We start from the raw sequence: 22,661 nt of genomic DNA, 5'->3' as shown, positions 1-22,661 counted from the left end.
AGGAACGACGATGGAGAAACTGATGTCACGACCGCAACACATGCACCGGCATCTGCTGGCCTACCTGTGGTGCGCGATGCTGCTGTTGGCGGTGCCCCTGCTGGCCATGGCCCAGACCCAGATCCCCGTGCTGGATTCGCCGGTGGTCGATCCCACCGGCGTGCTTTCGGCCAGCACCACCGACCGCCTGCAGCAGCAGTCGCGCGCGCTGTTCGAGCGCAGTGGCGGTGCGCAGCTGCAGGTGCTGGTGGTGGGCAGTACCGGTGATGAGAGCATCGAAGCCTATGCCCAGCGCGTGTACGACCAGTGGCAGCTGGGGCGCAAGGGCGTGGATGATGGCGTGCTGCTGCTGGTGGCCGTGCAGGACCGGCACGTACGCATCCAGCCGGGCTATGGCCTGGAAGGCGCGATTCCCGATGCCTATGCCAAGCGCATCATCGAAGAAACGATCCTGCCGCGCTTCCGCGACGGCGATATCGACCAGGGCGTGATCGACGGCAGCGCGCAGCTGGTCCAGCTCATCGATGGCGAACCGCTGCCACCGCCGCCCAGCAACAATCCGTTGGACATCGCCTGGGGCAACTTCGATACGGTGGTGTTCAGTACCGCGTTGCTGGCGTTCTTCGTCGGCCTGTGGCGATCTCCGCAGATGATGGACCCGCCACCACTGCGGCGGCCGGGCGGGCCGCGCAGGAAGCGCCGGAAAGCCGCTGCAAAGACTGCGGAGGCAGTGGTGGGCGATGGCCCCAAGCCGCGCCGCTGGTGGCGCGCACCGCTGGAGTGGCTGGGCGTGATCATCGTGGGCATGCTGTTGACGACGATCTTCCAGCCGCGCGCGGCGCTCGGCATGGGCATGCTGCTGACGTTCTTCGTGCCCGTCACCTGGGGCTGCGGGCGCAGCTGGCGGCGCAGCCGCGGCACCCGCCGCACGCTGTTCGCCATGCTGGCCATCAGCGCGGTGCTGGCGGTGACCCTGCAGCTCACGCGCGGCGTGTTCCCCGGCCTGGTCATCCACGTAGCGGCTTACATCGCGCTGGGCGTGCTCGCGTTCCTGGTCATGCTGCCCTGCATCGTTGCCCGTGATTGCTGGCAGCGCAGCCGTGTCGAGTTCGCGGTGCGCCTGCTGGTGTTCCTCATCGTGGCCGGGTTGGCCGCGCTGTGGATCGTCGATGTGACACGCGATTCCGATGCCGGCATCTTCCTGTCGTCGGTGGCAGGATTTGCGGCGTACGTCGGCTGGATCCTGTTGATGTCCAAGGGCGGCGGTGGTGGCGGCGGCGGTTCGGGCGGCAGCTCGCGCTCCTCGTCGTCGTCGTCGAGTTCTTCGTCGTCTTCTTCGTCGTCCAGCTGGTCCGGCGGCGGTGGCAGCAGTGGCGGTGGCGGCGCGTCAGGCAGTTGGTAGGTGTCAACCTTGGTTGACACGTCTCTCCGCGCCGGGACAGCGTCCGCCGGGCATGGCCCGGCGCTACCGTGGACCGCGAATTTACGCGACCACCCGCCACCCCTGCGCGGCATCGGCAATCTCGCCGCTTCCCTGCACATCACCCACGCGCAGCAGCAGGCCCTGCGCGTTGGGCAGGTCCTTCTGCTCGGGGAACCAGCGGCGATCGGCGGCCACCACGATCAACAAGCCCTCGTCATCGCCCATCGGCGCGAAATGCGATGAGGGCAGGCTGAGCGGCTGCAATCCGAAACGCGCGCTGGCCTCCGCACGCACCGCATCCACGTCCGCGCTCGGCAGGCCCACTTCACTCAGGCAGGTCAGTTCGCTGCCGTGGAACGCGCCGCCATGCGTGCTGGCGGGCAGACGCTTGCGGCCGATCAGTTCCAGGATCAATCCATCAGGCCCGGTGAAATAGACCGACTGCGATTGCCAGCTGCTCTCCAGCGCGAAGTAATCGATGCCTTCGGGATTGCGCTGCAGCGGTACACGCTCGCGCAGCCACGTCATGGCCTCGTTGAAGCGGTTGTCGGGCACGTTGAAGGCCAGGTGCACGCCGCCCAGCGGCTGTCCGTTCGCCGCCTGCAGCTCGATCGTGCTCCAGCCGATGTACACGCGGTTGCCGACCACGCGCAGCTGCAGCACGTCGTGGAACCAGGCGGCGACAGTGCCCAGGTCGGACACCGGCAGGGTGAGGTGTAGCAGGCGCATGATGCGGTCTCCTTGCGTGCGCGATGCGTTGATTCTATTACGGGCGTTGTTCGCGTGCGGCCCATCCACGCATGGCGTGGATCTACTGGCCATCTCCCCGCGACTTCCTCCTGTCGCGTTCACGTCATGCCCGCTTCACACATCGCGTCGAGACTGCGCGGCTTGTCCAGGTCGGCCTTTCACAGGCGCGGCCCGGCCCTGTCGTGTATTCCTGGAGTCCTCCCGTGCACCGTTCCATGCTGTCGCGTTCCATCCTCCTCGCCCTTTCCATGGTCAGCGCAGGAGGCGCGATCGCAGCAGATGCCAGTACGGCAGACACCCCCGATGGCGGCACGCATGCCGCGCCGACCCAGCTGGACGCCATGCTGGTCACCGGCACCCGCGCCTCCAACCGCACCCAGTTCGAAACGCTGGCGCCGGTGGATGTGTTCACCAAGGAAGACATCAAGTCCGTCGATTCCACCGACCTGAAGGACGTGCTGGCGCAGCTGGTGCCGTCGTTCGTGGTGCAGCGCCTGCCGATGGCCGATGGCCAGGTGTTCGTGCGCCCGGCCACCCTGCGTGGCTTGTCCCCGGACCAGACCCTGGTGCTGGTCAACGGCCGCCGCTTCCACCGCAGCGCGCTGCTGGGCAACCGCGGTGCACAGGCCGCCGACCTCGCGCAGATTCCGACCAGCGCCATCAAGCGCATCGAAGTGCTGCGCGACGGTGCCTCGGCGCAGTACGGTTCCGACGCCATCGCCGGCGTCATCAACATCATTCTTGAAGACAGCCCCGGCACCGAGATCACCGCGGGCTACTCGCAGTACGCGCAGGGCGATGGTGCCTCGCGTGATTTCAGCGCCCGCACCGGCTGGGCGCTGGGCGACTACGGCAGCCTGGCGCTGTTCGCCGAATCGTCGAACTCCGATGCCACCTCGCGCACCCGCCAGCGCCCCGATGCCATCGCCTTCCAGGCCGCGCACCCGGATCTGGACGTGCCCAACCCAGTGCAGCGCTGGGGCCAGCCGGAGCTGGAAAGCCGCCGCGTGGGCTTCAACCTGAAGGCCAATGCCAGCGACACGATGGAAATCTATGCCTTCGGCCTGTACAGCCACAGCGATGGCGTCAGCGATTTCAACTGGCGCAACCCGGATACCACCACCGGCGCCTACCGCACCACCAGCATCTTCCCCGGCTGGGATCTGCGTTCGCTTTATCCGGTGGGCTTCAGCCCGCAGTACGGCAACGTGCAGAACGACCTGCAGCTGGTCGGTGGCCTGCGCGGCGAGATCACCCCCAAGCTGCGCTGGGATGCCAGCGCGTCGTATGGCCGCAATGCCATCGACTACAGCCTGGACAACTCCATCAATGCCTCGCTTGGCCCGGACAGCCCGACCTCGTTCGACCTCGGCCGCCTGACCCAGACCGAGAAGAACGCCAACGTCGATTTCAACTACGAGTGGGACGTCGCCGCGCTGGCCAAGCCGGTCAACGTCGCCTTCGGTGCCGAGTTCCGCCAGGAAACCTATGAAGTGCGTGCCGGCGATCCGGCCTCGTACGCGGTCGGCCCCGGCGCAGCGGCCGGCCTGGAGGCCAATGCCAACGGCGCACCGGGCTTCTCCGATACCCAGGCTGGCAAGTGGGACCAGCGCAGCCACGCTGCGTATGTCGATATGGAAGTGCCGCTGGGCGAGCGCTGGAGCATCGGTGCCGCCGGCCGCTATGAAGACTTCTCCAGCTTCGGCAACACCGTGGACGGCAAGCTTTCGGCGCGCTTTGCGATCACCCCGGACGTGGCCCTGCGCGGTACGTTCTCCACCGGCTTCCGCGCGCCCACCCCGGCACAGTTGAACACCACCAGCACCACCCAGGGCCTGGACACGCGCACCCTGCAGATCTTCACCAGCGGCCGCCTGTCGCCGAATGATCCGCTGGCGCAGCTGCTCGGCGCCAAGCCGCTCACCCCTGAAGAATCGCGCACCGCCTCGCTGGGCCTGACCTGGCGCACCGACATGGGCCTGTCCGGTTCGGTGGATGTCTACCGCATCAAGCTCAGCGACCGTTTCAGCCAGTCGGCCAGCTTCGCCATTCCGGCCGGCACGCCCAATCCGCTGGGCTACACCTCGGTCAACTACTTCACCAACGATTTCGACACCACCACCAGTGGCGTCGACGTGGTCGGCAACTATCTGCGCGACCTCGGCACCGGCCGCATGACGCTGACCCTGGCCTACAACTTCAACCGCACCCGCGTGGACAACGGCAGCACCTCGGTGGCCACCAACGAAACCCAGCGCGTGCTGTTCGAAGACCGCCTGCCGGAGCACAAGGGCAGTTTCACCGGTACGTGGGATGTGGGTGCGTGGTCGCTGATGGCGCGCGTGCGCTACTACGGCGCGTGGACCGATTCGACCGGCAATGCGACCGGTGATATCTACCAGCGCTTCGGTGACATGACCTTCCTCGACCTGGCCGCAGGCTATCGCATCAACGAGCACCACAGCCTGCGCGTGGGCGTGGACAACGTGTTCGACCGCTACCCGGACGAGGCGACCTTCCAGGCCAGCCGCGGCCTGATCTACTCGCGCAACGCACCCTACGACACCGACGGTGCCAACGTGTACGCGCAGTACCGGCTGACCTTCTGATGGACAGCCGCCGCCGTAACCTGCTGCGCGCCGGCACCCTGCTGCCGGCCGCCGCAGCGCTGTCTTCACTGCCTGCCATGGCCGCTGCACGCTACCCTGCGGCCATGGAGATTCCTGCAACGACCGTGGCGCCGGACGTGCTGGCCCGCGATGAAGGCTACTGGGCCGCCGTGGCCAGCCACTTCGACATCACCGATGAAGTGAACCACCTGGAAAACGGCTACTGGGGCGCGATGGGTCGCGAGACTCTGGCCAGCTACCAGCGGCACACTGCTGAGGTGAACCGCGGCAACGCCTGGTACGGACGCCACACCTTCCCCGCCGAGTACATGGCCGTGCACCGCCAGGTGGCCGACATGCTGGGCGTGGGCGCCGACGAGATCGCACTGACCCGTGGTGCCACCGAAGCGATGCTGGCCCTGATCGGCGGCTACAACCGCCTCGCGCCGGGCGACCAAGTGCTGTACGCCGACGTGGACTACGACAGCATGATCGGCGCCATGCGCTGGCTGCAGCAGCGGCGCGGCGTGCAGGTGAAGCGCATCGCCCTGCCGGCGGTGCCCGACCGCGCGCAGATCCTGCAGGCCTACGACGCGGCCTTCGCGCGGCTGCCGAAGCTGAAGCTGGTGCTGCTGACCCAGGTCAGCCACCGCCACGGCCTGGTGCTGCCGGTGGCCGAGATTGCCGAGCGTGCGCGTGCACGCGGTATCGATGTGATCGTCGATGCCGCCCATGGCTTCGGCCAGATCGCCTTCGCGGTGCCGGACCTGAAGGCTGATTTCGTGGGCATCAACCTGCACAAGTGGATCGGCGCGCCGGTGGGCGTGGGCGCGATGTACGTGCGCAAGGGCCGCGTGGCCGACCTCGACCCGTACATGGGCGAGACCGACGATGGGCGCGTGGGCAGCCGCGTGCATACCGGCACGGTCAATTTCGCCGCGTACCTGGCGTTGCCCGAAGCCATTGCCCTGCACCAGCGCATCGGATCTGCCAACAAGCAGGCACGCCTGCGCTACCTGCGCGAGCGCTGGACGGTGCCCGCGCGGCAGATGGCGCACCTGGAAGTGCTGTCCTCGCCGGACCCGGCATTGGCCAGCGCACTGGCCAGCTTCCGCCTGCGCGGTCGCACCAGCGTGGCCGACAACATGGCCCTGCAGAAGCGCCTGCTGGATGAGCATCGCGTGTTCACCACGCACCGCGACGGCCTGGAATCGGGCGCCTGCGTGCGGGTGACGCCGTCGGTGTTCACCCGGCCGCAGCAGATGGACGCATTGGTGGAAGCGCTGGCCGCGCTGGCCTGAGGCGCGTCGGCGTGGTGGGTGCCGACCGTTCGTCGGCACATCCACGCATGGCGTGGATCTACTGGTAGATGCCAACCTTGGTTGGCACATCCCTCCGGGCCATGAACCCCGGCACCCTCCGGGCGCGGCACGCCCACCCATGCCATCATGCATGGGCCATGTCTCGCGGCCCTTGCTCAAGGAAGACCGATGGTCAGGAAAGACCCGCATACCGAAACCCCCGTGGACGACGCATTCCGTCCCACCCTGACCTGGATGGCCAACGAGATCGCCGCCGGCCGCGCGCCGCGGGCTGCAAACGTGCCCCCATGCAGCGCCGACACCTGGCGCATCATCACCGGCATCCTCGAGGACTACGGCGGAACCCTGGTGCCGCTCCCCGAGGCCGCCTGGGAAACCTCGGTCAGCCAGTGGTATGGCGAGCGCTGGAAAGTCCTGGTCGACCTGCATACGGCTGCGGAAGGGCGAAGTGATCTGGTAATGGACGTGGATATCATCGAATCCGAGGCCGGTTTCGAGTACACCCTGCATCTGGTCTACGTTCCCTGAGGAGGCACGATGAAGCCGAAACAATTCCGTCTCACCGCCGATCAGATCAGCCCGCTGCTGGAGGGCTATGGCGCGTGCATCGCCACCGATCGCATCACCGTTGATGGCCAGCCCGTAGGCTACTGCTATCGCGAGGAGCCGGACAACGACGTGGACAGCGGCTGGCGCTTTCTGGCCGGCGACGAAACCGAGGATTACCTGGACGAACCGGGAAACTCTGGCGTGTACAACGTAAACACCATCGCCAACTACGATCGTGCCGTCCTGGCAGTGGTGGACGCCCCGGCGGGTGCCGCCTTCGAACGCAGTGAAGACGGAAGGCTGCTGCCGGCCTGATCGGTGATGCCACGACTGGCGGGTGTCGCACATCCATCCACGCATGGCGTGGATCTACTGGTAGATGCCAACCTTGGTTGGCACGTCCATCCCGGCAATTGATCCCGGCATCACCCATCCAGGTGGGTGCCGACCGTTGGTCGGCACATCCATCCAAGCCCGGCGTCACCCCCATCGACCATCATCGCGCGACCTCCCGGCCGGCTGTGCTACTACGGCCGTGTACCCCCTTCCTCTCCGGAGCACGACCATGGTCAACCCCGTCGCCCAGGCCCATCGCGGCTTGGGTACCACGCTTTTCAGCCTGCTGAATCCAATACCGTTCGGCTTCTTCGTCGGCGCCCTCATCTTCGACATCCTCTACCTCAACACCGCCGAGGTGATGTGGGGCAAGGCGGCCGCCTGGCTGATCACCTTCGGCCTGCTCATCGCCATCATCCCGCGGCTGATCAACCTGTTCGCGGTGTGGCGCCGCAACGGCACCGCCACGGGCACGGACCGCGTGGATTTCCTGCTCAACCTGGTCGCCATCATGCTGGCCATCTGGAACGCCTTCGTGCACAGCCGCGATGCCTACGCGGTGGCCGTACCGGGCACCATTCTTTCCGCATTGACCGTGGGCCTGATCGCCATCGGTTTCATCCTGCTGTCGCTGCAGCTGCCGGTGCTGCACGGAGGTCGTCATGGCTGATCGCATCCTGCCCACGCTGGGCATCCTCTCGCTGGCGGTGATGCTGGCCGCCTGCGCGGGCAAGGCCGAATACCACCCGGCCGACCAGTCCGGTGCGCAGCCACCGCTGCCCAAGCCGGCCAACTTCCTCATGCCGCCCATGCAGGTGCCCAAGGGCGTGGGCTGGGCCGACGGCCAGGCCCCCACCGTGGCCGAGGGCCTGAAGATCGAGCGCATCGCCGCCAACCTGCAGCACCCGCGCCGCCTGCTCACCCTGCCCAACGGCGATGTGCTGGTGGTGGAAGGCAATGGCCCAGGCGAAGAGCCGGTCACCACGCCCAAGCAGTGGATTGCGGGTAAGGTGAAGGCGCGCTCGGGCAAGGCCGGCAAGGGCGGTAACCGGGTCACGCTGCTGCGCCGCACGCCGGGCACCGACACCTGGACCCAGCACGTCTACATCGAAGGCCTGCATTCGCCGTTCGGCATCCAGCTCATCGGTGACACGCTGTACGTGGCCAACACCGGCAACATCATGCAGTACCACTACGTGCCCGGCGAAACCCGCATGACCGACAAGGGCCGCGAGTTCACCGACCTGCCCAGCACCATCAACCACCACTGGACCAAGGATCTGCGCGCGAGCGCCGATGGCAGCAAGCTGTACGTGGGCGTGGGCTCCAACAGCAACATCACCGAGAACGGTCTGGCCGTCGAGTACCGCCGCGCGGTGGTGCTGGAAGTGGACGTGGCCACCCGTGGCAGCCGCATCTACGCGTCGGGCATCCGCAACCCCACCGGCCTGGATCTGGAACCGAGCACCGGCAAGCTGTGGGCGGTGGCCAACGAGCGCGATGAGATCGGTGCCGATCTCGTGCCCGACTACCTGACTTCGGTAAAGGAAGACGGCTTCTACGGCTGGCCCTACAGCTACTACGGCCAGCACGTGGACGAGCGCGTACAGCCGCAGCGGCCGGACCTGGTGGCCAAGGCTATCGTGCCGGACTACGCCATCGGCTCGCACGTGGCCCCGCTGGGCCTGATGTTCTACACCGGCCAGGCGCTGCCGGCGAAGTACCACGGTGGCGCGTTCATCGGCGAACACGGCAGCTGGGACCGTTCACCGCTGAGCGGCTACGAAGTGGTGTACGTCGCGTTCAAGGACGGCAAGCCGACCGGCCGCCCGGAAGCGGTGGTGAGCGGCTTCACGTCCAAGGATGAAAAGACCCTGATGGGCGCACCGGTCGGCATGGCGATGGACGCCGACGGCGCGCTGCTGGTGGCCGACGACGTGGGCGATGTGGTGTGGCGGGTTTCCGCAAAATAGCCGGAGCGTTGTATTTGTAGAGCCGAGCCCACGCTCGGCTGCTCTGGCTCTGGCTTTTGTAGAGTCGAGCCATGCCCGACTGCTGTTGGTAGAAGCAGCCGAGCGTGGGCTCGGCTCTACAGAAGATCAGAAGCAGTCGAGCACGGCTCGACTCTACAAACGGCCAGCACGCGCTTACACAGACGCGGTGCTGCCACGCAGCCCGCTGAACACCGATTCGGCGGCCAGCCCCACGCCCCCCAGCAGCACGCCGAAGTACACCACCGTTGCCACCACAAAAGCATAACCCGCCGCCACCGCCGCGCCATCGCGCTGGATGAAGCCGATCGCAAACGCCATCAGCGCCAGCGCGGGCAAGGTATTGCTGAAAGGAATCGGCCCGGCCGGGGCCATCAGCAGCAGCGTGGCGAACACCAGCGCCAGGTTGTTCAGCCGCATCATCTTCTTCGACCGCACCATCACCGCCAGCCGCATCGGCTGCGACAGGCGCTCCATGCGGTGCACCCACTTCAGGGCGCGGCCCAGGTTGGTTTTCAGTTTCTCCGTCGCCACCTCGCGCTCGGCCAACCGGCGCGGCACCCACAGCGGGCGGTCGCGTACCCGGCTCAGGCCGATCAGCAGGATGGACGCACCGAATACGGTGCTCAGCCCGGGAATGGAGACCGGAATCAGGAAGATCGCCGACAGCAGGATCACGATCAGCATCAGCCCCTCATCGCCCAGCGCCTGCAGCAGGGTGCCCACGCGGATCTGCTCGCCGGGCAGGCCGTGGATCAGGTCCTCGATCTGCTCCGCCAACGGCGCGGTGTCGGTCGCCTCGGGGGCACGGTAGGTCATGCGTCTGGATCTCCAGGGTAGGGCGGTCATGGGGCCGTCCTGCGGTGTGGGCGCACAGGCTTCCAGAGTATCTCCGCAGCCGCGCCCGGCGGTATGAACCGCGCATGAGGCGGGCAGGCCCGCGACTGCCCTAAAATGGTGGGCCCACATGCAAGGTTGGACGTTGATGGACATGGGCCGCAGGCAATCGACCATCGCACTGGTCGCCATCGATATGGATGGCACCCTGCTGGACCCGGCCCACAAGCTCACTGTGCGGGCCAAGGCGGCCATCGCCCAGGCGCGCGCGCTGGGCGTGCATATCGTGCTGACCAGTGGCCGCCCCGTGTCCGGGCTGGCACCGTTCCTGGCCGAACTGGGCATCGACGGCGACGACGACTACTGCATCGCCTGCAACGGCGGCCTGGTGCGGCGCCTGGGTACCGGCGAGAACGTGGCCGAGTTCCCGCTCAGCTTCGAGGATTTCCGCTACTGCGAACAGGTCGCGCGCGATATCGGCGTGCACTTCCAGGCCCTCGACGGCCAGCGCCTGTACACCACCAACCAGGACATCAGCCGCTACACCGTCATCGACTCGCACCTCTCGCACGTGCCGCTGTCGTACCGCCGCGTGGAGGACATGGACCCGTCGATGTCCTTCATCAAGCTGATGATGATCGATGAGCCCGAGGTGCTGGATGCAGCCATTGCGCACCTGCCGGCCGCTTTGACCGAACGCTTCGCCGTGCTGAAGAGCGCACCGTTCTTCCTGGAAGTGTTCGACCACCGCGCGGGCAAGGGGCCCAGCCTGCAGAAACTGGCCGAGCACCTGGGCATCGACCGCGCCAACGTGATGGCCATCGGCGACCAGGAAAACGACCTGACCATGCTGCAGTTCGCCGGCACCAGCGTGGCGATGGGCAATGCCATCGACGCAGTGAAGGCAGTGGCGCGTTTTGAAACCACGACCAATGCCGACGATGGCGTGGCAAGGGCGATCGAGCAGTTCGTGCTGCAGTAACCCACTGCCCTGGTAGGTGCCAACCTTGGTTGGCACACGCAGCAGAGCCTTCAGCTCCGGTAGGTGCCAACCTTGGTTGGCACACATAGAAGCAAAGCGCCGACCAAGGTCGGCACCTACCAAGACGGCACGATACCTGCGTATATCCACGCTGCACCACGGTGCAATGGTGCACGCGCCGCAGCAGTGCAACACTTCCGCCCGTCGAAATCACGCACTGCTCCGGCCGCTGATTTCCACCCATCGGCGATCCTCCACCGCCGCTCCCACGCAGCCATGTTCCAGCCACAGCATCGCCACGCGCTGCTGCCACGCGCTGGGCATGCGCCTGCGTGTTCCCTCCCTGCACCTGGATCTGGCCATGAACACTCCACCCACGACCCTGCTCGCCCTGGCACTCAGCGCCGCCCTCGCCGCGCCGGCCTACGCCGCCGAAACCAACGACGCCCCCACCACCCTCAACGCCCTGCAGGTCATCGCCACGCCGCGCGGTGCGGCGGTCGCACCCACGCAGGTGGTCGGCCCCAACCGCTACATCATCAACGCTGCCGATCTAGATGCCATGGTCACCGGCAACAACGGCCTGGCCATGCTCAAGGCCGTGCCCGGCGCCAGCTACACCGCCACCGATGGCCTGGGCCTGGATATCTCCGCCACCAGCCTGTTCGTGCGCGGCTTCCGCATGAATGAAATGGGCATCACCTTCGAAGGCGTGCCACTGAACGACAGCGGCTTTCTTTCGCTCACCGGCACCAGCGTGGTGAACGTGGGTGTGCCCGATGGCATCGGCGCGATCACCGTCAGCCCGGGCGGCGCGCCGGTCAGTGTGTTCTCCAGCAGCGCCAATGGCGGCAGCCTGGAATACCGCCTGCGCGACCTGCAGGACACGCCCAGCCTGCGCATCACGCAGGGCGTGGGCAGCAACCGCACGCGGGTCACCACGGTGTCCGGGCAGAGCGGTCAGCTGGGCGAGCACGGCCCGAAAGTGCTGGTCGACCTGCAGCGCGTCTCCGCCGACAAGTACCAAGGCGCCGGCACGCAGGATGTCCTGCGCGGCAACCTGAAGGCACAGCAGGATGTGGCCTGGGGTGACTTCACCGTGTTTGTCTCCGACAGCAAGGCCAAGGTCTGGGGCTACAACAACATCTCCTTCGACATGATCCGCAAGCTGGGCTGGAAGGCCGACAGCTTCTATCCCGATTACGCATGGGCGTACCATGTCGCCTCGCCGGAAAATGCCGAAAAGTCCTGCGGCGCCTACACCTGTGGCGAGCTGTCCGAACTGATTCCCTACGACACCGGCCAGATCACCCGCGACCGCGTGGCGTCCATCAATCACCGCTTCCAGATCACGCCTGCGCTCAGCGGCAACGTGCAGCTGTACAACGCCAACAGCCGCACCCAGGCCACGTTGACTGATCCCACCGTGCCATCGCCCAACGGCGCGCCGTTCTCCGAACAGGTGCAGACCCCGCGCGTGAACCGTCTGGGTGGCATGGCCAACCTGCAGTTCGAGGCCGGCGCGCACACGTTCACCGCAGGCGTGTGGCAGGAAAAAAGCAAGGCCGCCGCCAGAACCGATTGGTACCAGCAGCCGCTGCTGGGGCAGGGCAAACCGTTGAAGGCCACCGGTCCATTCGATGTGTATGGCCCGGCCTTCCTCACCGGCAACGCCTCGCGCTGGGTCACGCGCTCGCAGCAGTTGTACCTGCACGATGACATCGCGCTGGGCGATACGTTGAAACTGGGCGTGGGCTTCAAGGCCGTGGATTTCCGCACTGAAGGCGGCGGCCTCGGCGATGCGCCGGATCGCCCGGTATATGGCGCGCTGCGCGCCAAGGACAACGTCCTGCCGCATGTCTCGCTGTTCTGGAGCCCCAGCGAATCGACCGATGCCTTCATCGACACCGCCAACACCCTGAACGGCTACCGCGTGGCTCAGCGCGGCAACATCGGCTACACCGCCTCGGCGTGGACCATCAGCGACCAGGACGAGTTCGACCGCGTGGCCGGCACGCTGCGGCCGGAGAAGAACTGGAACTTCACCGTGGGCGCAACGCACCGCTTCGAGCGGCTGACGTTGACCGGTGATGTGTTCTACAACGATATCCGCAACCGGTTGCTGTCAGCCGCCATCGGCACCCAGTTCGCGCAGATCAACACCGTGCGGCTGATGCCGAAGATGCATGTGATTGGTGCCGACCTGGGCATTACCGCCGACCTTACCGATCGCGTGCAGTTCTACCAGGGCGTGGCTGTGGCTCGCTCGTACTACGGCAGCGATTTCGTGGTGGGCGATACCGTGTACCCCATCAAGGGCAATGCCCAGCCCGGCTACCCGCAGGTTTCGCTGGTGAGCGATCTGTCCGCGCATTTTGGTGACTGGCGCTTTGGTGCCACCAGCACGTCGTACCTGCGCCAACCGTTTTCCTACGAGAACGATATCCGCGTGCCCACGTTCTGCCAGGTGAACACCTATGTCGCGTACACGCTGGGCGAGGGCAGTGTGCTGCCTGGGCTGGAGCTGCGGCTGGATGTGAGCAACCTGTTCAACCGCAACAACATCGGCACCGCCACGATCGCCGGCTCCTCGTTCTCGGGCGATTACCAGACGCTGCAGCGCAGCGCCCCACGGCAGGTGATGTTCAGCACCGCGATGCAGTTCTGAGGTTGGGTGGGGCAGGGGTCAGATCCCTCCGCGAATGCGGAGGGCTCTGACCCCATCACCGTGAGACCTGCACCCGGGGTCAGAGCCCTTTGCTCCGCAAAGGGATCCGACCCCTCTCTCGCTGTCGCACTTTGCACAACCCGCACTGATTTTCCGGCACCAACGCAAGGTTCCCACAATGTTCCTGCGGCATGCTGTCCACCATGGCCCAGCCCGACCCCGTCTTCCTGCCCACCCGCCCGCGTGCACACGGACGCCCGCGTCCGGTGCCCTACGCGGCGCCAACCGTCGATCTGCAGGCCGAATACCAGTTCTGGCAGGCCTACGAACGCCTCGTGCGCCCACTCCCGGGCGGCGGCCTGCGGCTGGCCTGGCTGGTCTTCCAGAACGTCTACCGCGCCCGCGAACGCTTCCCCGACGACACCCACGAAGCCGCGCTCGCCCGCGTGCTCTTCGGCAGCAACATGACGGCGAAGCGCGCCGCCGAGCTGCAGGACCTCTACGGCCTCGTCAGCCGCCGCCTGGCCACCGTCGCTGCCAGGGGTCAGATCCCTTTCCGCAGGAAAGGGCTCTGACCTTACCTCACGGCGTATCGTAGAGACGCGGCCACCCATCCGCGCCAACGCAGGAAACGCCGATGCCTCTGCCCCCAGGCCATTACCGCATCCTTGCCTATCGCGAGTTCCATGACCTGCCGCGGCTGATGTGGGTGGCCGATGAGGCTTCACGCCAGTGGCTGCTCGATTGCCCCTTTGACGATGCCCTGGATGACTACGCAGCCGAGTACCGCGTGCACACCGTGGGCACCGATGTGGAAGACGCAGTGGAACCGTGGGAGAAGCACCCACAAGGGCTGCTGCCCATGGTCGGTACCGTGCCAGTAGCTGCCCTCCACTTCGACGCCACCCACCGCGCCTCCTTCCACCTCACCTAGCATCCGACCCGTAGCGTCGAGCTTGCTCGACTACGCCTCACCTACCACCTATCCCCCAAACACGCACCGCTCCTCCTGCGGCACGCCCTCCACAACGTCCCGCAACCGCGCCTCCAGCCACGACGGCTCACCGCGCTCGCCCACCGATCGCGCATGGCTCGGCTCCTCCAACAGCCACTGCTGGAAGCTCTCCAGCAGCCGCGCAACATCCGGCGCACGCGTAAGCGCACCCGACGGCATCCGCAGCAACACACGAGCGGGCGCGTTCTCCACCTCCATCACCGCCACGCCCTTGCACCGAATCTCGAACGAGCCCGCGCCATCAGAGTGCGCATGGAACGAGAGCCCTTGCAGTGCCTAGCTCGACGCATAACCCATCGCCTCGCTGCGCAGCAGCCGGTAGCTAGCGGCTGGATTCGCTGTGAACACACTGAGCGATCTCATCAGCTGTCGACTGGTCCAGTACCAAGCTGAAGCCGCTGTTGGTGGTCAAAAGAACGGGGGTTCGCCCTGCGGAAAGTGCGAAGACACGCTTGCCGTTTGGATCCTCGAACCAGCCCGCATTGACACCGCGCGAGCTCATGCCATTCTTGCGCTTCCTTAGCGAATCGCTGACCTCTTCAGTTGCTCCTGCATTCACTAGCGCGGCCGTGGGCAACTTGGCTTTCCAGAAGCCCGCATGCAAGGTGGCAGTGCCCCCGTTGATATCGATCTTCGAACGCAGCGCCAGCATCGCCGTGGATGCCGAGGTCGCGCTTCCAACGACGCAAAGGATGGCGATTGCAAACAACTTCTTTCTGGGCTCCAGGCCGCCATAGAATGCGAGGCCTATAGCACAGATGAAGAGGACCGCCGCGGGGGTGAGCTCTTGGAAGAGCATGCCGCGATTGAACAGAGAGACGGGGATAGTGCATTGCATACGTCCGAAACTCCTAGCTCAATCCAACCGATTTATCGGTGAAGCTAAGCGTTGCTTCTACGAGATCGGGAAGCTCCGCTTCATCGTAGTCAAGTAGGCTGTGCTCCTTCATCGCTGCAAAGAACGCGCCTAGCTCCGCCTTGGCCAGCTCGTCCTTGGTCAGCTCGAAGACCCGAGTTGAGCCAGTAAGCTGAGCTAGTCGGCCCGCAATTTCGATGTTCTGCTGGGCGCCAGGATCCGAGCTTTGCAGCAGGTCTCCATATGCTCGGGCCGAGCGACTTTTCTCGTCATCATCTTCGCCGCCACCTTCAACTGTCACGCTCGACACGATTGCCAGCCAAGTGAAGGCAACCACCACGGAGTGCACACCCACAGCAGCACCAACGGCAGCAACAACCAGGGCGAAAGCGCCGAGTAGTAGCGATGCATCGTTGTTATCTCCGACCGCGGCTAAGGCAGCTGCGTCCAGGGGAGTGGCGCCACCATTTGAACTTGCGAGCAGTTTTTTGTAGGTCTTGAGATCAAGTTTGGTGCCGGGAGCCAACTTGAGGCCGCTGGCGATCTCATTCCGGTTGTGCTGGATAACGGTACCAACTCTCTTCGTGAGAGCGTCAGTAGACACAGGCGAGAAAGTGCCAGCTGCTTGCAGATAGGAGATAACTGCCCGGTAGTCCTTGTCCAAGACCGCCTGCTTTACCTCTGGCTGGGACATTGCAATCAACAATGCAACATTCGCATCGCCCTTTACGAGCTCCGAGCCGTCCATGCCTCGACTCTTGAGAAAGCCTGCAGGATCTTGATTGAATGCTGTACTGGCAGCACGGTCCTTCAACAGATCCTCGATCAGGGAACTGAACCTTGAGTACTCCAGCCAGCCTTCTACTGGAACGCCCGCTCTGGAGATGGGCAACATGAAGCGAGCGGCTCCCTGCGAGCCACCGGTCAAACTCCCTGGTTCACCATAGAGTCGCGTGCCGGCGTTGGAAGCAGCCAAACCTGCCGCAGCAGGGGCTGCGGTGGCAGCGACGAGGGTAGATTGGAGGAAACGACGACGCTTCATTGAATTGCCTCCATGGCAGGTTGACTTGCAACTCGCTTCAAGCCCACTTCATTGATAGCCTTGGCTAGGAAGAAGCGCGTCATGACAGACGGCATGAACTCCTTATGCCTTTCGAGCAAGCGATTGCGTACATCAGGGTTCTTGTGAAGGATTACGCAGGCTTGACAGATGTGGACGACGTCTTTGAGAAGATCGTTGGCGGATTGCTCTGGTAAGAGCTTTTCGATGATCTGGTACGGACCGTCAGCATGAATCCAGTACTTGAGGAAGTCATCTGTCTGCCTCTGGTAGATCTTTGATACCGCTTCATCATTGATGCTGCCGAGCTTCATCTCTGGAATGTGTTCCAGCGTCAGGCCGCAGCACGCCGAGACTTCTCTGTAGGGCGTCACAACGATGTTGTCGAAGATCTGGCCGCACCCCTTGCGCAGAGTCTGCTTCGCAACCGTTCCACCTCGCACATCGCCAGTCTCCTGGAAGGGCATCCAGGAGTTGGACTGAATGACCAGCTTTCTGTCCTGGACCAATGCCCGGACCTCTGGCTGCTCCACCACTGCGCGGAAGTGAGGATTTCCCTCGACGTCCGCTTCGACCGTGATCAAGCAGAAAAGCCCATGCTCGGCAGCAGCAACTGCGCAATGCATGATGCTCTTGGCAGGAACCCATTCCTGATGGTCCTTGCCGGTGCTGAGGTTCAGTTCTTTGAGTCCTGCGCCAGCCAGTTCAGCGACCTTTCTACGTGCGCTGGCCATTGTTTTCCCCCACGATCCGTTACTGACGATTCGTGTCGAAAGGCCTTCGTTAGTTGCATGCGCAATGGCTGCGGTAAGGTCAGCCTTGAGCATAGTGGCCTCGCCACCGCTGAAGACTGCAACCAGAAGAGAGGGGAAATTGCGCTTCGCGTCAGAGATTGACTGCGTCATCTCTTCGAGAGATAGGCGCCCCTTCACGCGGGGGCTCGACTCGAAGCAGCACTGCCGGCATTCCGCAGTGCAGCCGTACGTCGTGATCATCGTGATGGTGCGAGGAGCAAGATGCTCATCCAGAGACACGTCATAACCTCCTTTTCAGAAAGCGAAGATCCATTTCAGAGCGAGATCAGATCATCGCTCCGTCGCTACTGCTGGTTGCTACGATTCAAGTTCTAGCACAGCCATTCAGGCGCTGGCAACTCACTCCCAACTCAACTCATAACTTCTACCTTCGCACTCGGCCGACGGGCTTTCGGGTGGTGTCACATCTGTGCATCTATGTAGCCGTCGCGAGCATCGCCAGTCGCCAGTCTCCGCGATGACGATGACCGGCAGGCGGGCCCGGTGGACACGTACTCTTGGCCGCAAGCGACATCAGCAATACGAAAACAGCTGGCCCGGTGCTGACGTGGGCTTCTGACCCAGAGCAGAAAAATGTACTCAGGTCTTCAAAAGGCTGCACTGGTCTCCGAGTCCAGCGCTGGGTCCGGTTATAAGCTGGCTCGCTACCTGGAGTCCCCCGCTTTACGACTGAGCAGCATCACGTAGAGAGCTTCTACTCGTTGCGGTTGGGGTAACTCACTGTCATCGCCTATGGCGCTGCCGCGGATTCCACTGCCTACATCAACGCGCACCCGCGCCCATTGGCAGCCTATTACTTCGGCGACACCGCGGAAGGGCAGGCGGCATTTACCCAGCAGACCACGTCGGGCGCGCTGGTCATCAACGATGTGATGACACATGCATCGGTGGAAGAACTGCCGTTTGGTGGTGTGGGCGCGTCGGGCATGGGCGCTTACCACGGCGTGCATGGCTTCCGTCAGTTCAGCCATCGCAAGGCGGTGGTGGTGCAGGCCAAGGATGGGGCGTCGAACCCGCGGCTGCGTGCGCCGTATGGGGAGAAGCTCGAGTCTTTGGATGGGGCGCTGGCAATGCTCTGAAGAAGTGAGATCGGCCGTCCGACGCCCGTGCGCGGCGGCCGAACGCGTTGAAACAGTCGCTGACACCTGTCACTTGTCCAGCAGCTCCGGTCCGTCAATAGTGAGCGCCACCCACCGCCCTCCGTGCGGGCACTCACTGAAAGGACCTCTCGTGACCCTGCTGCTGCCCATCCTCTCGCACACCCCGATCTGGGTCTGGGTGATCCTGGCCTACCTCATCACCCGCGGCGTCGCGGCCATGCGGCCAGGGCAGACCTCGCTGCGGAGGCTGGCGATCGTGCCGGCGCTGTTCACGGTGTGGGGCATCTGGTCGATCAGCCACCGCTACGGCGGTTCGCTGGTGGCGTGGAGCGAGTGGCTCGCCGGCATCTGTGCGGGTGCGATGCTGGGCTGGGTGCTGCTGCGCCGGGCGACGCTGACCGTGGATGAAGCGACGGGCCGGTTGTGGCGCAGTGCGGACTACAGCCTGCTACCGCTGCTGCTGGTCACGTTCCTGGTGAAGTACGGGTTCGAGGTGGCGCTTGCGGTGTCGCCTGCGCTGAGCGCCAACGGCAACTTCAGTGCCGCGTATCTGCTGTTGTCCGGCGGGTTCACCGGCATCTTCGTTGGCAAGTACGTCCGGTATCTGTCGGTGCTGCGCAAGGGCATGCCCAGCAATCTGGGCCCGGCGCATTGAGGCAGGGGGGGCTGACGGCTCTTCGATCGAAGCTTTGGCCAAGCCCACGCTTGTCCATCGAGCCTGCTGGGACTGGTTGTACGCTGGCTTGTTAGCCGGACCCGGCCGCCCTACGATCAAGCTGTATCAAGGGGGAAGCCCACCATACGCTGCTCTGTGGGTAAGTCGTATGCCCCGACCCACGGGACCGTCTACCAGGTAGTTGGACCGCCAAGGATTGCTCAGTGAACGCTTTGGTCTCAGCTTTTCAGATTGAATTTCTAGCGACAGCGCTATGTGCATTTGTAATTCTTTACATGCAGGCGCGTGCCTATCGCAAACACAGGAAGCAGTTCTTCCTTACTTTGGCAATCTCAACTGTATTCGCGATAGCCGCCTTCCTTATGAGGGCGCTCCCGTATTTCATTCATATTCCTGAAAGCCAATCGGTCGTGCTGTACTGGCTATCTGTCCCGCTAGCTATTCTTGCCACTGCACTTGGCACATGGGGCAGCGTCCAATTCTTTCAGGCATTCGATGCTAAATAGCATCGCTGGCATCGCGGTCTAACCAAGGATCGCGCTGTACCAAGGGGAGAGCCCGCCATGGGGTGCTTTGTGGGTAAGTCGTGTAACCAGACTCCGGGGTCCGTCTAATAGGTAATCAAGCCGCATGGACAGCTCTGATCGCATATCGCTTGATGATCTCTCAGATGTCCGCAAGGCCGTATCGGTCATGCGTTTACGATCAATTCTTGCCGCAGGTGTCGGCGGAATCATCTTCAGCGCTTTCGTGCTCGCGGCATGGCTTTGGGTACGCCCTGGAGAGGTTTCTGCGGCCATCTTCCTGGCGGCGGTCAGCTACGTCCTGTTCGGCCTGCCGCTATTGGTGCATTGGGTGCGACACTGGCGCAGGATCTATCAGCGCCTTGCGGACGTTGAGCTACGAGTCCAGGCTGGTGAGGTCGTGTATGGGTCGCAAGTGAAGTTCCCATAGCTTGTGGCCTAACAGTTCATTCAAGCCGAGCCCGCCCCCCCGGTCGGCTTGACTCCAGAGTTGAGCGTCCGCTACTGGCCGAAAACGGACACCCCAGTAGCAAGCGCAGCAAGTCTACGGAACCGGGCCCCAAACACCTCCATTGTGGAGGGCAGCTACTCCGGCAACTGCATCCGCCGGCTCGCCAACATCCGTGCCATATCCTGCGAAGGCGGTAATCCAAACGCGCGTGCATATTCGCGGCTGAACTGTGTGGGACTCTCATAGCCGACTTCCATCGCGGTCGTCGTAACGCCTTTGCCATGGGTCGCCAGCATCTGACGCGCCCGCAGCAGGCGCAGTTGCTTCTGGTACTGCAGGGGGCTGAGCGCCGTCGCCGCCTTGAAGTGCCGGTGGAATGCCGACTCGCTCATTGCCACCTGCCGGGCGAGCGAGGCGACGCGCAACGGCTTTGAAAAGTCATGGCGGATGCGCTGGATGGCACTGCTGATGCGGGCCAGTGCGGAATCCGGCGTCGCCAGCTGGCGCAACATGCAGCCATGCGGCCCCTGCAATACGCGATAGAGGATCTCCCGCTCGTATACCGGAGCCAGCGCCGGAATGTCGGAGCGCTGCTCCATCAGGCGCAGCATCCTCACCCATGCGTCCATCAGCTCGGGGGTTACCGCAGCCACATTGAATGCCTCGGTCTGCGATGAAGGCACGCCGCGTCCACTGGCCTCATCGGTGGTGTCGCAGAGGAGAGTGGAAATGATGTCTGCGTCCAGGGTGAGACTCACGGCCAGGTAGGGCTCGCCCGTTGGCGCTGGGTGTACCGCGCCGACGGCGGGCAGGTCCACCGACATGATGAAGTAGGTCGCCGGGTCGTAGTGGAGGGTCTTCTCGCCCACCGTCATCGACTTGCTGCCCTGCAGGATCAGGTTGATCATCGGCTCGTACACGGCGGCCAGCGCATGCTCGGGAATCTCGCCCTGGACCATGGCAACGCGGGGAATCCCGGTTTCTGTCCGGCGATTCTCGGCCTTTGCCGCCAAGCGGCGAAGCTCTTGCAGGGCGTTGTCCATGCCGGCATTGGACACCCCCGGAATCGGCCTGGCAAGGCGGAAAGCAGGAATAGGCAAGAATCGGCGAGGATCTGAACGGCGCCGCCGGGCAGCCAGGCCTAGCCTGTGCATCAACACTCACCGCACAGGATCCCTGCATGAAACACGTACTGATCACCGGCGGCAGCCGTGGCATCGGCGCCAGTGCCGCCCTCAACTGCGCGCAGCAGGGCATGGGCGTCGTGCTCACCTACAACGCCCAGCCGGATGCTGCCCAGCAGGTCGTCGCCTGCATACAGGAAAAGGGAGGCAGCGCCGTCGCCCTGCAGCTGGACGTGAGCAGGACCGACAGCTTCGCGTCATTCGCTATGCAGCTGGCGCAAACACTGCAGGACACCTGGAGCGCAACCACACTTTCGGGTCTGGTCAACAACGCCGGCTTCGGGGTGTTCAATCCCATCGAGATGGTAAGTGAGGACCAGTTCGACAGCCTTTACAACGTGCATCTGAAGGGCCCGTTCTTCCTTACCCAGGCATTGCTGCCGCTGATGGCCACAGGTGCGAGCATCGTCAACATCACCAGCGCCACCACGCGTGTGGCAACCGCAGGAGTGGCGCCGTACGCCGCCTTCAAGGGCGGGCTGGAAGTGCTCACCCGCTACATGGCCAAGGAGTTCGGTGAAAGGCGAATCCGCGTGAATGCGGTGGCACCGGGTGCGATCCGTACCGAGCTGGGCGGCGGCCTGAATGACGAATTCGAAGCACTGCTGGCTTCACAGACTGCACTGGGCAGGGTGGGCGAGCCGGACGATGTTGGCCGGGTCGTGGCCGGGCTGCTGGGGGATGGGTACGGCTGGGTAAATGCACAGACGCTGGAAGTGGCCGGCGGCTACATCATCTGAACTTCAACGGGAGACAGACATGCTGGACCATATCTTTCTGACGGTGACAGACACCACGCGATCGATCGCCTTCTACACTGCGGCGCTGGCGCCGTTGGGCATTGTCAACCGGCTCGACTACGACGGTCACCAGGGTCCGCCTGGGCACCCTGACCTGAAGGGCTTCGGTGCGCATGGGCGCGTGTTCTTCTGGCTGCGGCAGGGAGTGGCCGCAGCGCAGGCCGTGCACGTCGGCTTCGTTGCCGACTCGACCGCCATGGTCAATGCCGCCTACGCCGCGGCCATCGCTGCGGGCGCTACCGAAATTCATCCCCCAGGCGCGCAGCTGCATTACGACCCGCGCTACTACGCCGCGCAGGTACGCGATCCGGACGGCTACAGCCTCGAGTTCGTCTACAAGCGCTGGCAGCACGGGCATGAATAAGGCTTTGGAGCTGCTGCCGTTGGAAGCCACCGTGAAAGCCCTCATTGCCGCGACCAACGCCTTCGACGTGCAGGCGGGCCTCGCGTTGTTCACCGCAGGCGCCGTGATCGATGACCCCTCGACCGGTCACACGTTCCGCGGACGCGCCGGCGTACGGGAGTACCTGCAACGCTACTTCGTCGGCTACCACACGGTCACCCGTCTGCTCTCGGTAACGGTATTGGGAAAGACCGGCATCCGCGCCCGCGTCGACTTCACCGGTGACTTCGGACATGAGATCGGTCGCCTTGACCTTGCCGTGGATGCGCACGGCAGGATTTCCCGCATTGATGCCGCACTTGAGTAGGGC

The 22,661-nt window shown here is 64.3% G+C and carries 24 protein-coding genes; 18 read left to right on the top strand and 6 right to left on the bottom strand.

Translation table 11 applies throughout. The features are described from left to right. The first annotated feature begins 22 nt into the window (after positions 1-22). Complete coding sequence (locus VER16_RS06740) at positions 23-1,402, top strand: TPM domain-containing protein (RefSeq protein WP_324806522.1); 1,380 nt, start codon at positions 23-25, stop codon at positions 1,400-1,402. An 81-nt stretch (positions 1,403-1,483) separates the two neighbouring features. Here VER16_RS06740 and VER16_RS06735 read toward each other — a convergent pair whose 3' ends face one another. Then, entirely contained in the window at positions 1,484-2,152 is a 669-nt protein-coding gene (locus VER16_RS06735; protein ID WP_324806520.1) for a VOC family protein, read from the bottom strand. 224 nt (positions 2,153-2,376) lie between these two features. Here VER16_RS06735 and VER16_RS06730 point away from each other — a divergent pair, with 224 nt between their 5' ends. From VER16_RS06730 to VER16_RS06705, 6 genes are all read left to right on the top strand, one after another. Continuing rightward, positions 2,377-4,782, top strand: a complete 2,406-nt coding sequence (locus VER16_RS06730) for a TonB-dependent receptor (protein ID WP_324806518.1) — start codon at positions 2,377-2,379, stop codon at positions 4,780-4,782. Beyond that, positions 4,782-6,083, top strand: coding sequence for an aminotransferase class V-fold PLP-dependent enzyme (locus VER16_RS06725; protein ID WP_324806516.1), 1,302 nt, complete (start codon positions 4,782-4,784; stop codon positions 6,081-6,083). Before VER16_RS06730 ends, VER16_RS06725 begins: the two co-directional genes overlap by 1 nt. Positions 6,084-6,305: 222 nt before the next feature. After that, entirely contained in the window at positions 6,306-6,632 is a 327-nt protein-coding gene (locus VER16_RS06720; protein ID WP_324806515.1) for a DUF7668 domain-containing protein, read from the top strand. A 9-nt stretch (positions 6,633-6,641) separates the two neighbouring features. Further along, positions 6,642-6,968 carry a DUF2185 domain-containing protein gene (locus VER16_RS06715; protein ID WP_324806513.1) on the top strand — a complete coding sequence of 109 codons (327 nt, stop codon included), beginning with the start codon at positions 6,642-6,644 and terminating at the stop codon, positions 6,966-6,968. 250 nt (positions 6,969-7,218) lie between these two features. After that, entirely contained in the window at positions 7,219-7,659 is a 441-nt protein-coding gene (locus tag VER16_RS06710; RefSeq protein WP_324806511.1) for a DUF2231 domain-containing protein, read from the top strand. Further along, positions 7,652-8,962, top strand: coding sequence for a sorbosone dehydrogenase family protein (locus VER16_RS06705; RefSeq protein WP_324806509.1), 1,311 nt, complete (start codon positions 7,652-7,654; stop codon positions 8,960-8,962). The genes VER16_RS06710 and VER16_RS06705 overlap by 8 nt, the downstream gene beginning before the upstream one ends. A gap of 174 nt (positions 8,963-9,136) precedes the next feature. Here VER16_RS06705 and VER16_RS06700 read toward each other — a convergent pair whose 3' ends face one another. Beyond that, positions 9,137-9,799, bottom strand: a complete 663-nt coding sequence (locus VER16_RS06700; protein ID WP_324806507.1) for an exopolysaccharide biosynthesis protein — start codon at positions 9,797-9,799, stop codon at positions 9,137-9,139. Positions 9,800-9,965: 166 nt separating this feature from the next. On the opposite strand from VER16_RS06700, the gene yidA reads away from it, so the two are divergent. The 4 genes from yidA to VER16_RS06680 all read left to right on the top strand — a co-directional run bounded on the left by yidA (position 9,966) and on the right by VER16_RS06680 (position 14,401). Beyond that, positions 9,966-10,799 carry a sugar-phosphatase gene (yidA, locus tag VER16_RS06695; RefSeq protein WP_324806922.1) on the top strand — a complete coding sequence of 278 codons (834 nt, stop codon included), beginning with the start codon at positions 9,966-9,968 and terminating at the stop codon, positions 10,797-10,799. Positions 10,800-11,160: 361 nt separating this feature from the next. Beyond that, positions 11,161-13,467, top strand: coding sequence for a TonB-dependent receptor (locus tag VER16_RS06690; protein WP_324806505.1), 2,307 nt, complete (start codon positions 11,161-11,163; stop codon positions 13,465-13,467). A gap of 191 nt (positions 13,468-13,658) precedes the next feature. Further along, positions 13,659-14,042, top strand: coding sequence for a hypothetical protein (locus tag VER16_RS06685; protein WP_324806503.1), 384 nt, complete (start codon positions 13,659-13,661; stop codon positions 14,040-14,042). Positions 14,043-14,104: 62 nt separating this feature from the next. Next, positions 14,105-14,401, top strand: coding sequence for a hypothetical protein (locus tag VER16_RS06680; RefSeq protein ID WP_324806502.1), 297 nt, complete (start codon positions 14,105-14,107; stop codon positions 14,399-14,401). 403 nt (positions 14,402-14,804) lie between these two features. Here the strand turns inward: VER16_RS06680 and VER16_RS06675 are convergent, their stop codons facing one another. The 3 genes from VER16_RS06675 to VER16_RS06665 are packed head-to-tail and all read right to left on the bottom strand — an operon-like array spanning position 14,805 to position 17,432. Continuing rightward, complete coding sequence (locus tag VER16_RS06675) at positions 14,805-15,281, bottom strand: hypothetical protein (RefSeq protein ID WP_324806500.1); 477 nt, start codon at positions 15,279-15,281, stop codon at positions 14,805-14,807. A 52-nt stretch (positions 15,282-15,333) separates the two neighbouring features. Next, positions 15,334-16,380, bottom strand: a complete 1,047-nt coding sequence (locus VER16_RS06670; RefSeq protein WP_324806498.1) for a hypothetical protein — start codon at positions 16,378-16,380, stop codon at positions 15,334-15,336. Then, the gene (locus tag VER16_RS06665; protein WP_324806497.1) at positions 16,377-17,432 is read right to left on the bottom strand and encodes a radical SAM/SPASM domain-containing protein; all 1,056 of its coding nucleotides are present in this window, start codon (positions 17,430-17,432) and stop codon (positions 16,377-16,379) included. The genes VER16_RS06670 and VER16_RS06665 overlap by 4 nt, the downstream gene beginning before the upstream one ends. Before the next feature lie 506 nt (positions 17,433-17,938). Between VER16_RS06665 and VER16_RS06660 the strand changes: the two genes are divergently transcribed. From VER16_RS06660 to VER16_RS06645, 4 genes are all read left to right on the top strand, one after another. After that, complete coding sequence (locus tag VER16_RS06660) at positions 17,939-18,292, top strand: aldehyde dehydrogenase family protein (RefSeq protein WP_324806921.1); 354 nt, start codon at positions 17,939-17,941, stop codon at positions 18,290-18,292. Between the two features lie 157 nt (positions 18,293-18,449). Further along, complete coding sequence (locus VER16_RS06655; protein WP_414716029.1) at positions 18,450-18,968, top strand: DUF6622 family protein; 519 nt, start codon at positions 18,450-18,452, stop codon at positions 18,966-18,968. Between the two features lie 224 nt (positions 18,969-19,192). After that, positions 19,193-19,495, top strand: a complete 303-nt coding sequence (locus tag VER16_RS06650; protein WP_324806495.1) for a hypothetical protein — start codon at positions 19,193-19,195, stop codon at positions 19,493-19,495. Positions 19,496-19,619: 124 nt separating this feature from the next. After that, positions 19,620-19,943, top strand: coding sequence for a hypothetical protein (locus VER16_RS06645; protein ID WP_324806493.1), 324 nt, complete (start codon positions 19,620-19,622; stop codon positions 19,941-19,943). A 155-nt stretch (positions 19,944-20,098) separates the two neighbouring features. On the opposite strand, the gene VER16_RS06640 is transcribed toward VER16_RS06645, so the two are convergent. After that, positions 20,099-21,007, bottom strand: coding sequence for an AraC family transcriptional regulator (locus tag VER16_RS06640; RefSeq protein WP_324806491.1), 909 nt, complete (start codon positions 21,005-21,007; stop codon positions 20,099-20,101). 137 nt (positions 21,008-21,144) lie between these two features. Here VER16_RS06640 and VER16_RS06635 point away from each other — a divergent pair, with 137 nt between their 5' ends. From VER16_RS06635 to VER16_RS06625, 3 genes are read left to right on the top strand one after another with little or no spacing between them, the layout of a single operon-like run. Then, on the top strand, positions 21,145-21,888 hold the full coding sequence (locus tag VER16_RS06635) for an SDR family oxidoreductase (RefSeq protein WP_324806489.1): 744 nt from the start codon (positions 21,145-21,147) through the stop codon (positions 21,886-21,888). 19 nt (positions 21,889-21,907) lie between these two features. Next, complete coding sequence (locus VER16_RS06630) at positions 21,908-22,312, top strand: VOC family protein (protein ID WP_324806487.1); 405 nt, start codon at positions 21,908-21,910, stop codon at positions 22,310-22,312. Further along, on the top strand, positions 22,305-22,658 hold the full coding sequence (locus tag VER16_RS06625; protein ID WP_324806485.1) for a nuclear transport factor 2 family protein: 354 nt from the start codon (positions 22,305-22,307) through the stop codon (positions 22,656-22,658). The genes VER16_RS06630 and VER16_RS06625 overlap by 8 nt, the downstream gene beginning before the upstream one ends. The last annotated feature ends 3 nt before the right edge of the window (positions 22,659-22,661 follow it).

Source organism: Stenotrophomonas sp., from assembly GCF_035634915.1.
GTDB lineage: Bacteria > Pseudomonadota > Gammaproteobacteria > Xanthomonadales > Xanthomonadaceae > Stenotrophomonas.
The sequence above is the reverse complement of the archived record's forward strand: the minus strand, read 5'-3'. Positions and strand labels throughout refer to the sequence as shown.

What these genes read in the sequence shown, in the direction of transcription:
- VER16_RS06670 (WP_324806498.1), bottom strand. Translation starts at nt 16,380, where the DNA reads ATGAAGCGTCGTCGTTTCCTCCAATCTACCCTCGTCGCTGCCACCGCA.
- VER16_RS06740 (WP_324806522.1), top strand. Translation starts at nt 23, where the DNA reads ATGTCACGACCGCAACACATGCACCGGCATCTGCTGGCCTACCTGTGG.
- VER16_RS06630 (WP_324806487.1), top strand. Translation starts at nt 21,908, where the DNA reads ATGCTGGACCATATCTTTCTGACGGTGACAGACACCACGCGATCGATC.
- VER16_RS06735 (WP_324806520.1), bottom strand. Translation starts at nt 2,152, where the DNA reads ATGCGCCTGCTACACCTCACCCTGCCGGTGTCCGACCTGGGCACTGTC.
- VER16_RS06625 (WP_324806485.1), top strand. Translation starts at nt 22,305, where the DNA reads ATGAATAAGGCTTTGGAGCTGCTGCCGTTGGAAGCCACCGTGAAAGCC.
- VER16_RS06725 (WP_324806516.1), top strand. Translation starts at nt 4,782, where the DNA reads ATGGACAGCCGCCGCCGTAACCTGCTGCGCGCCGGCACCCTGCTGCCG.
- VER16_RS06715 (WP_324806513.1), top strand. Translation starts at nt 6,642, where the DNA reads ATGAAGCCGAAACAATTCCGTCTCACCGCCGATCAGATCAGCCCGCTG.
- VER16_RS06645 (WP_324806493.1), top strand. Translation starts at nt 19,620, where the DNA reads ATGGACAGCTCTGATCGCATATCGCTTGATGATCTCTCAGATGTCCGC.
- VER16_RS06680 (WP_324806502.1), top strand. Translation starts at nt 14,105, where the DNA reads ATGCCTCTGCCCCCAGGCCATTACCGCATCCTTGCCTATCGCGAGTTC.
- VER16_RS06710 (WP_324806511.1), top strand. Translation starts at nt 7,219, where the DNA reads ATGGTCAACCCCGTCGCCCAGGCCCATCGCGGCTTGGGTACCACGCTT.
- VER16_RS06705 (WP_324806509.1), top strand. Translation starts at nt 7,652, where the DNA reads ATGGCTGATCGCATCCTGCCCACGCTGGGCATCCTCTCGCTGGCGGTG.
- VER16_RS06640 (WP_324806491.1), bottom strand. Translation starts at nt 21,007, where the DNA reads ATGGACAACGCCCTGCAAGAGCTTCGCCGCTTGGCGGCAAAGGCCGAG.
- VER16_RS06700 (WP_324806507.1), bottom strand. Translation starts at nt 9,799, where the DNA reads ATGACCTACCGTGCCCCCGAGGCGACCGACACCGCGCCGTTGGCGGAG.
- yidA (WP_324806922.1), top strand. Translation starts at nt 9,966, where the DNA reads ATGGACATGGGCCGCAGGCAATCGACCATCGCACTGGTCGCCATCGAT.
- VER16_RS06685 (WP_324806503.1), top strand. Translation starts at nt 13,659, where the DNA reads ATGCTGTCCACCATGGCCCAGCCCGACCCCGTCTTCCTGCCCACCCGC.
- VER16_RS06690 (WP_324806505.1), top strand. Translation starts at nt 11,161, where the DNA reads ATGAACACTCCACCCACGACCCTGCTCGCCCTGGCACTCAGCGCCGCC.
- VER16_RS06635 (WP_324806489.1), top strand. Translation starts at nt 21,145, where the DNA reads ATGAAACACGTACTGATCACCGGCGGCAGCCGTGGCATCGGCGCCAGT.
- VER16_RS06675 (WP_324806500.1), bottom strand. Translation starts at nt 15,281, where the DNA reads ATGCTCTTCCAAGAGCTCACCCCCGCGGCGGTCCTCTTCATCTGTGCT.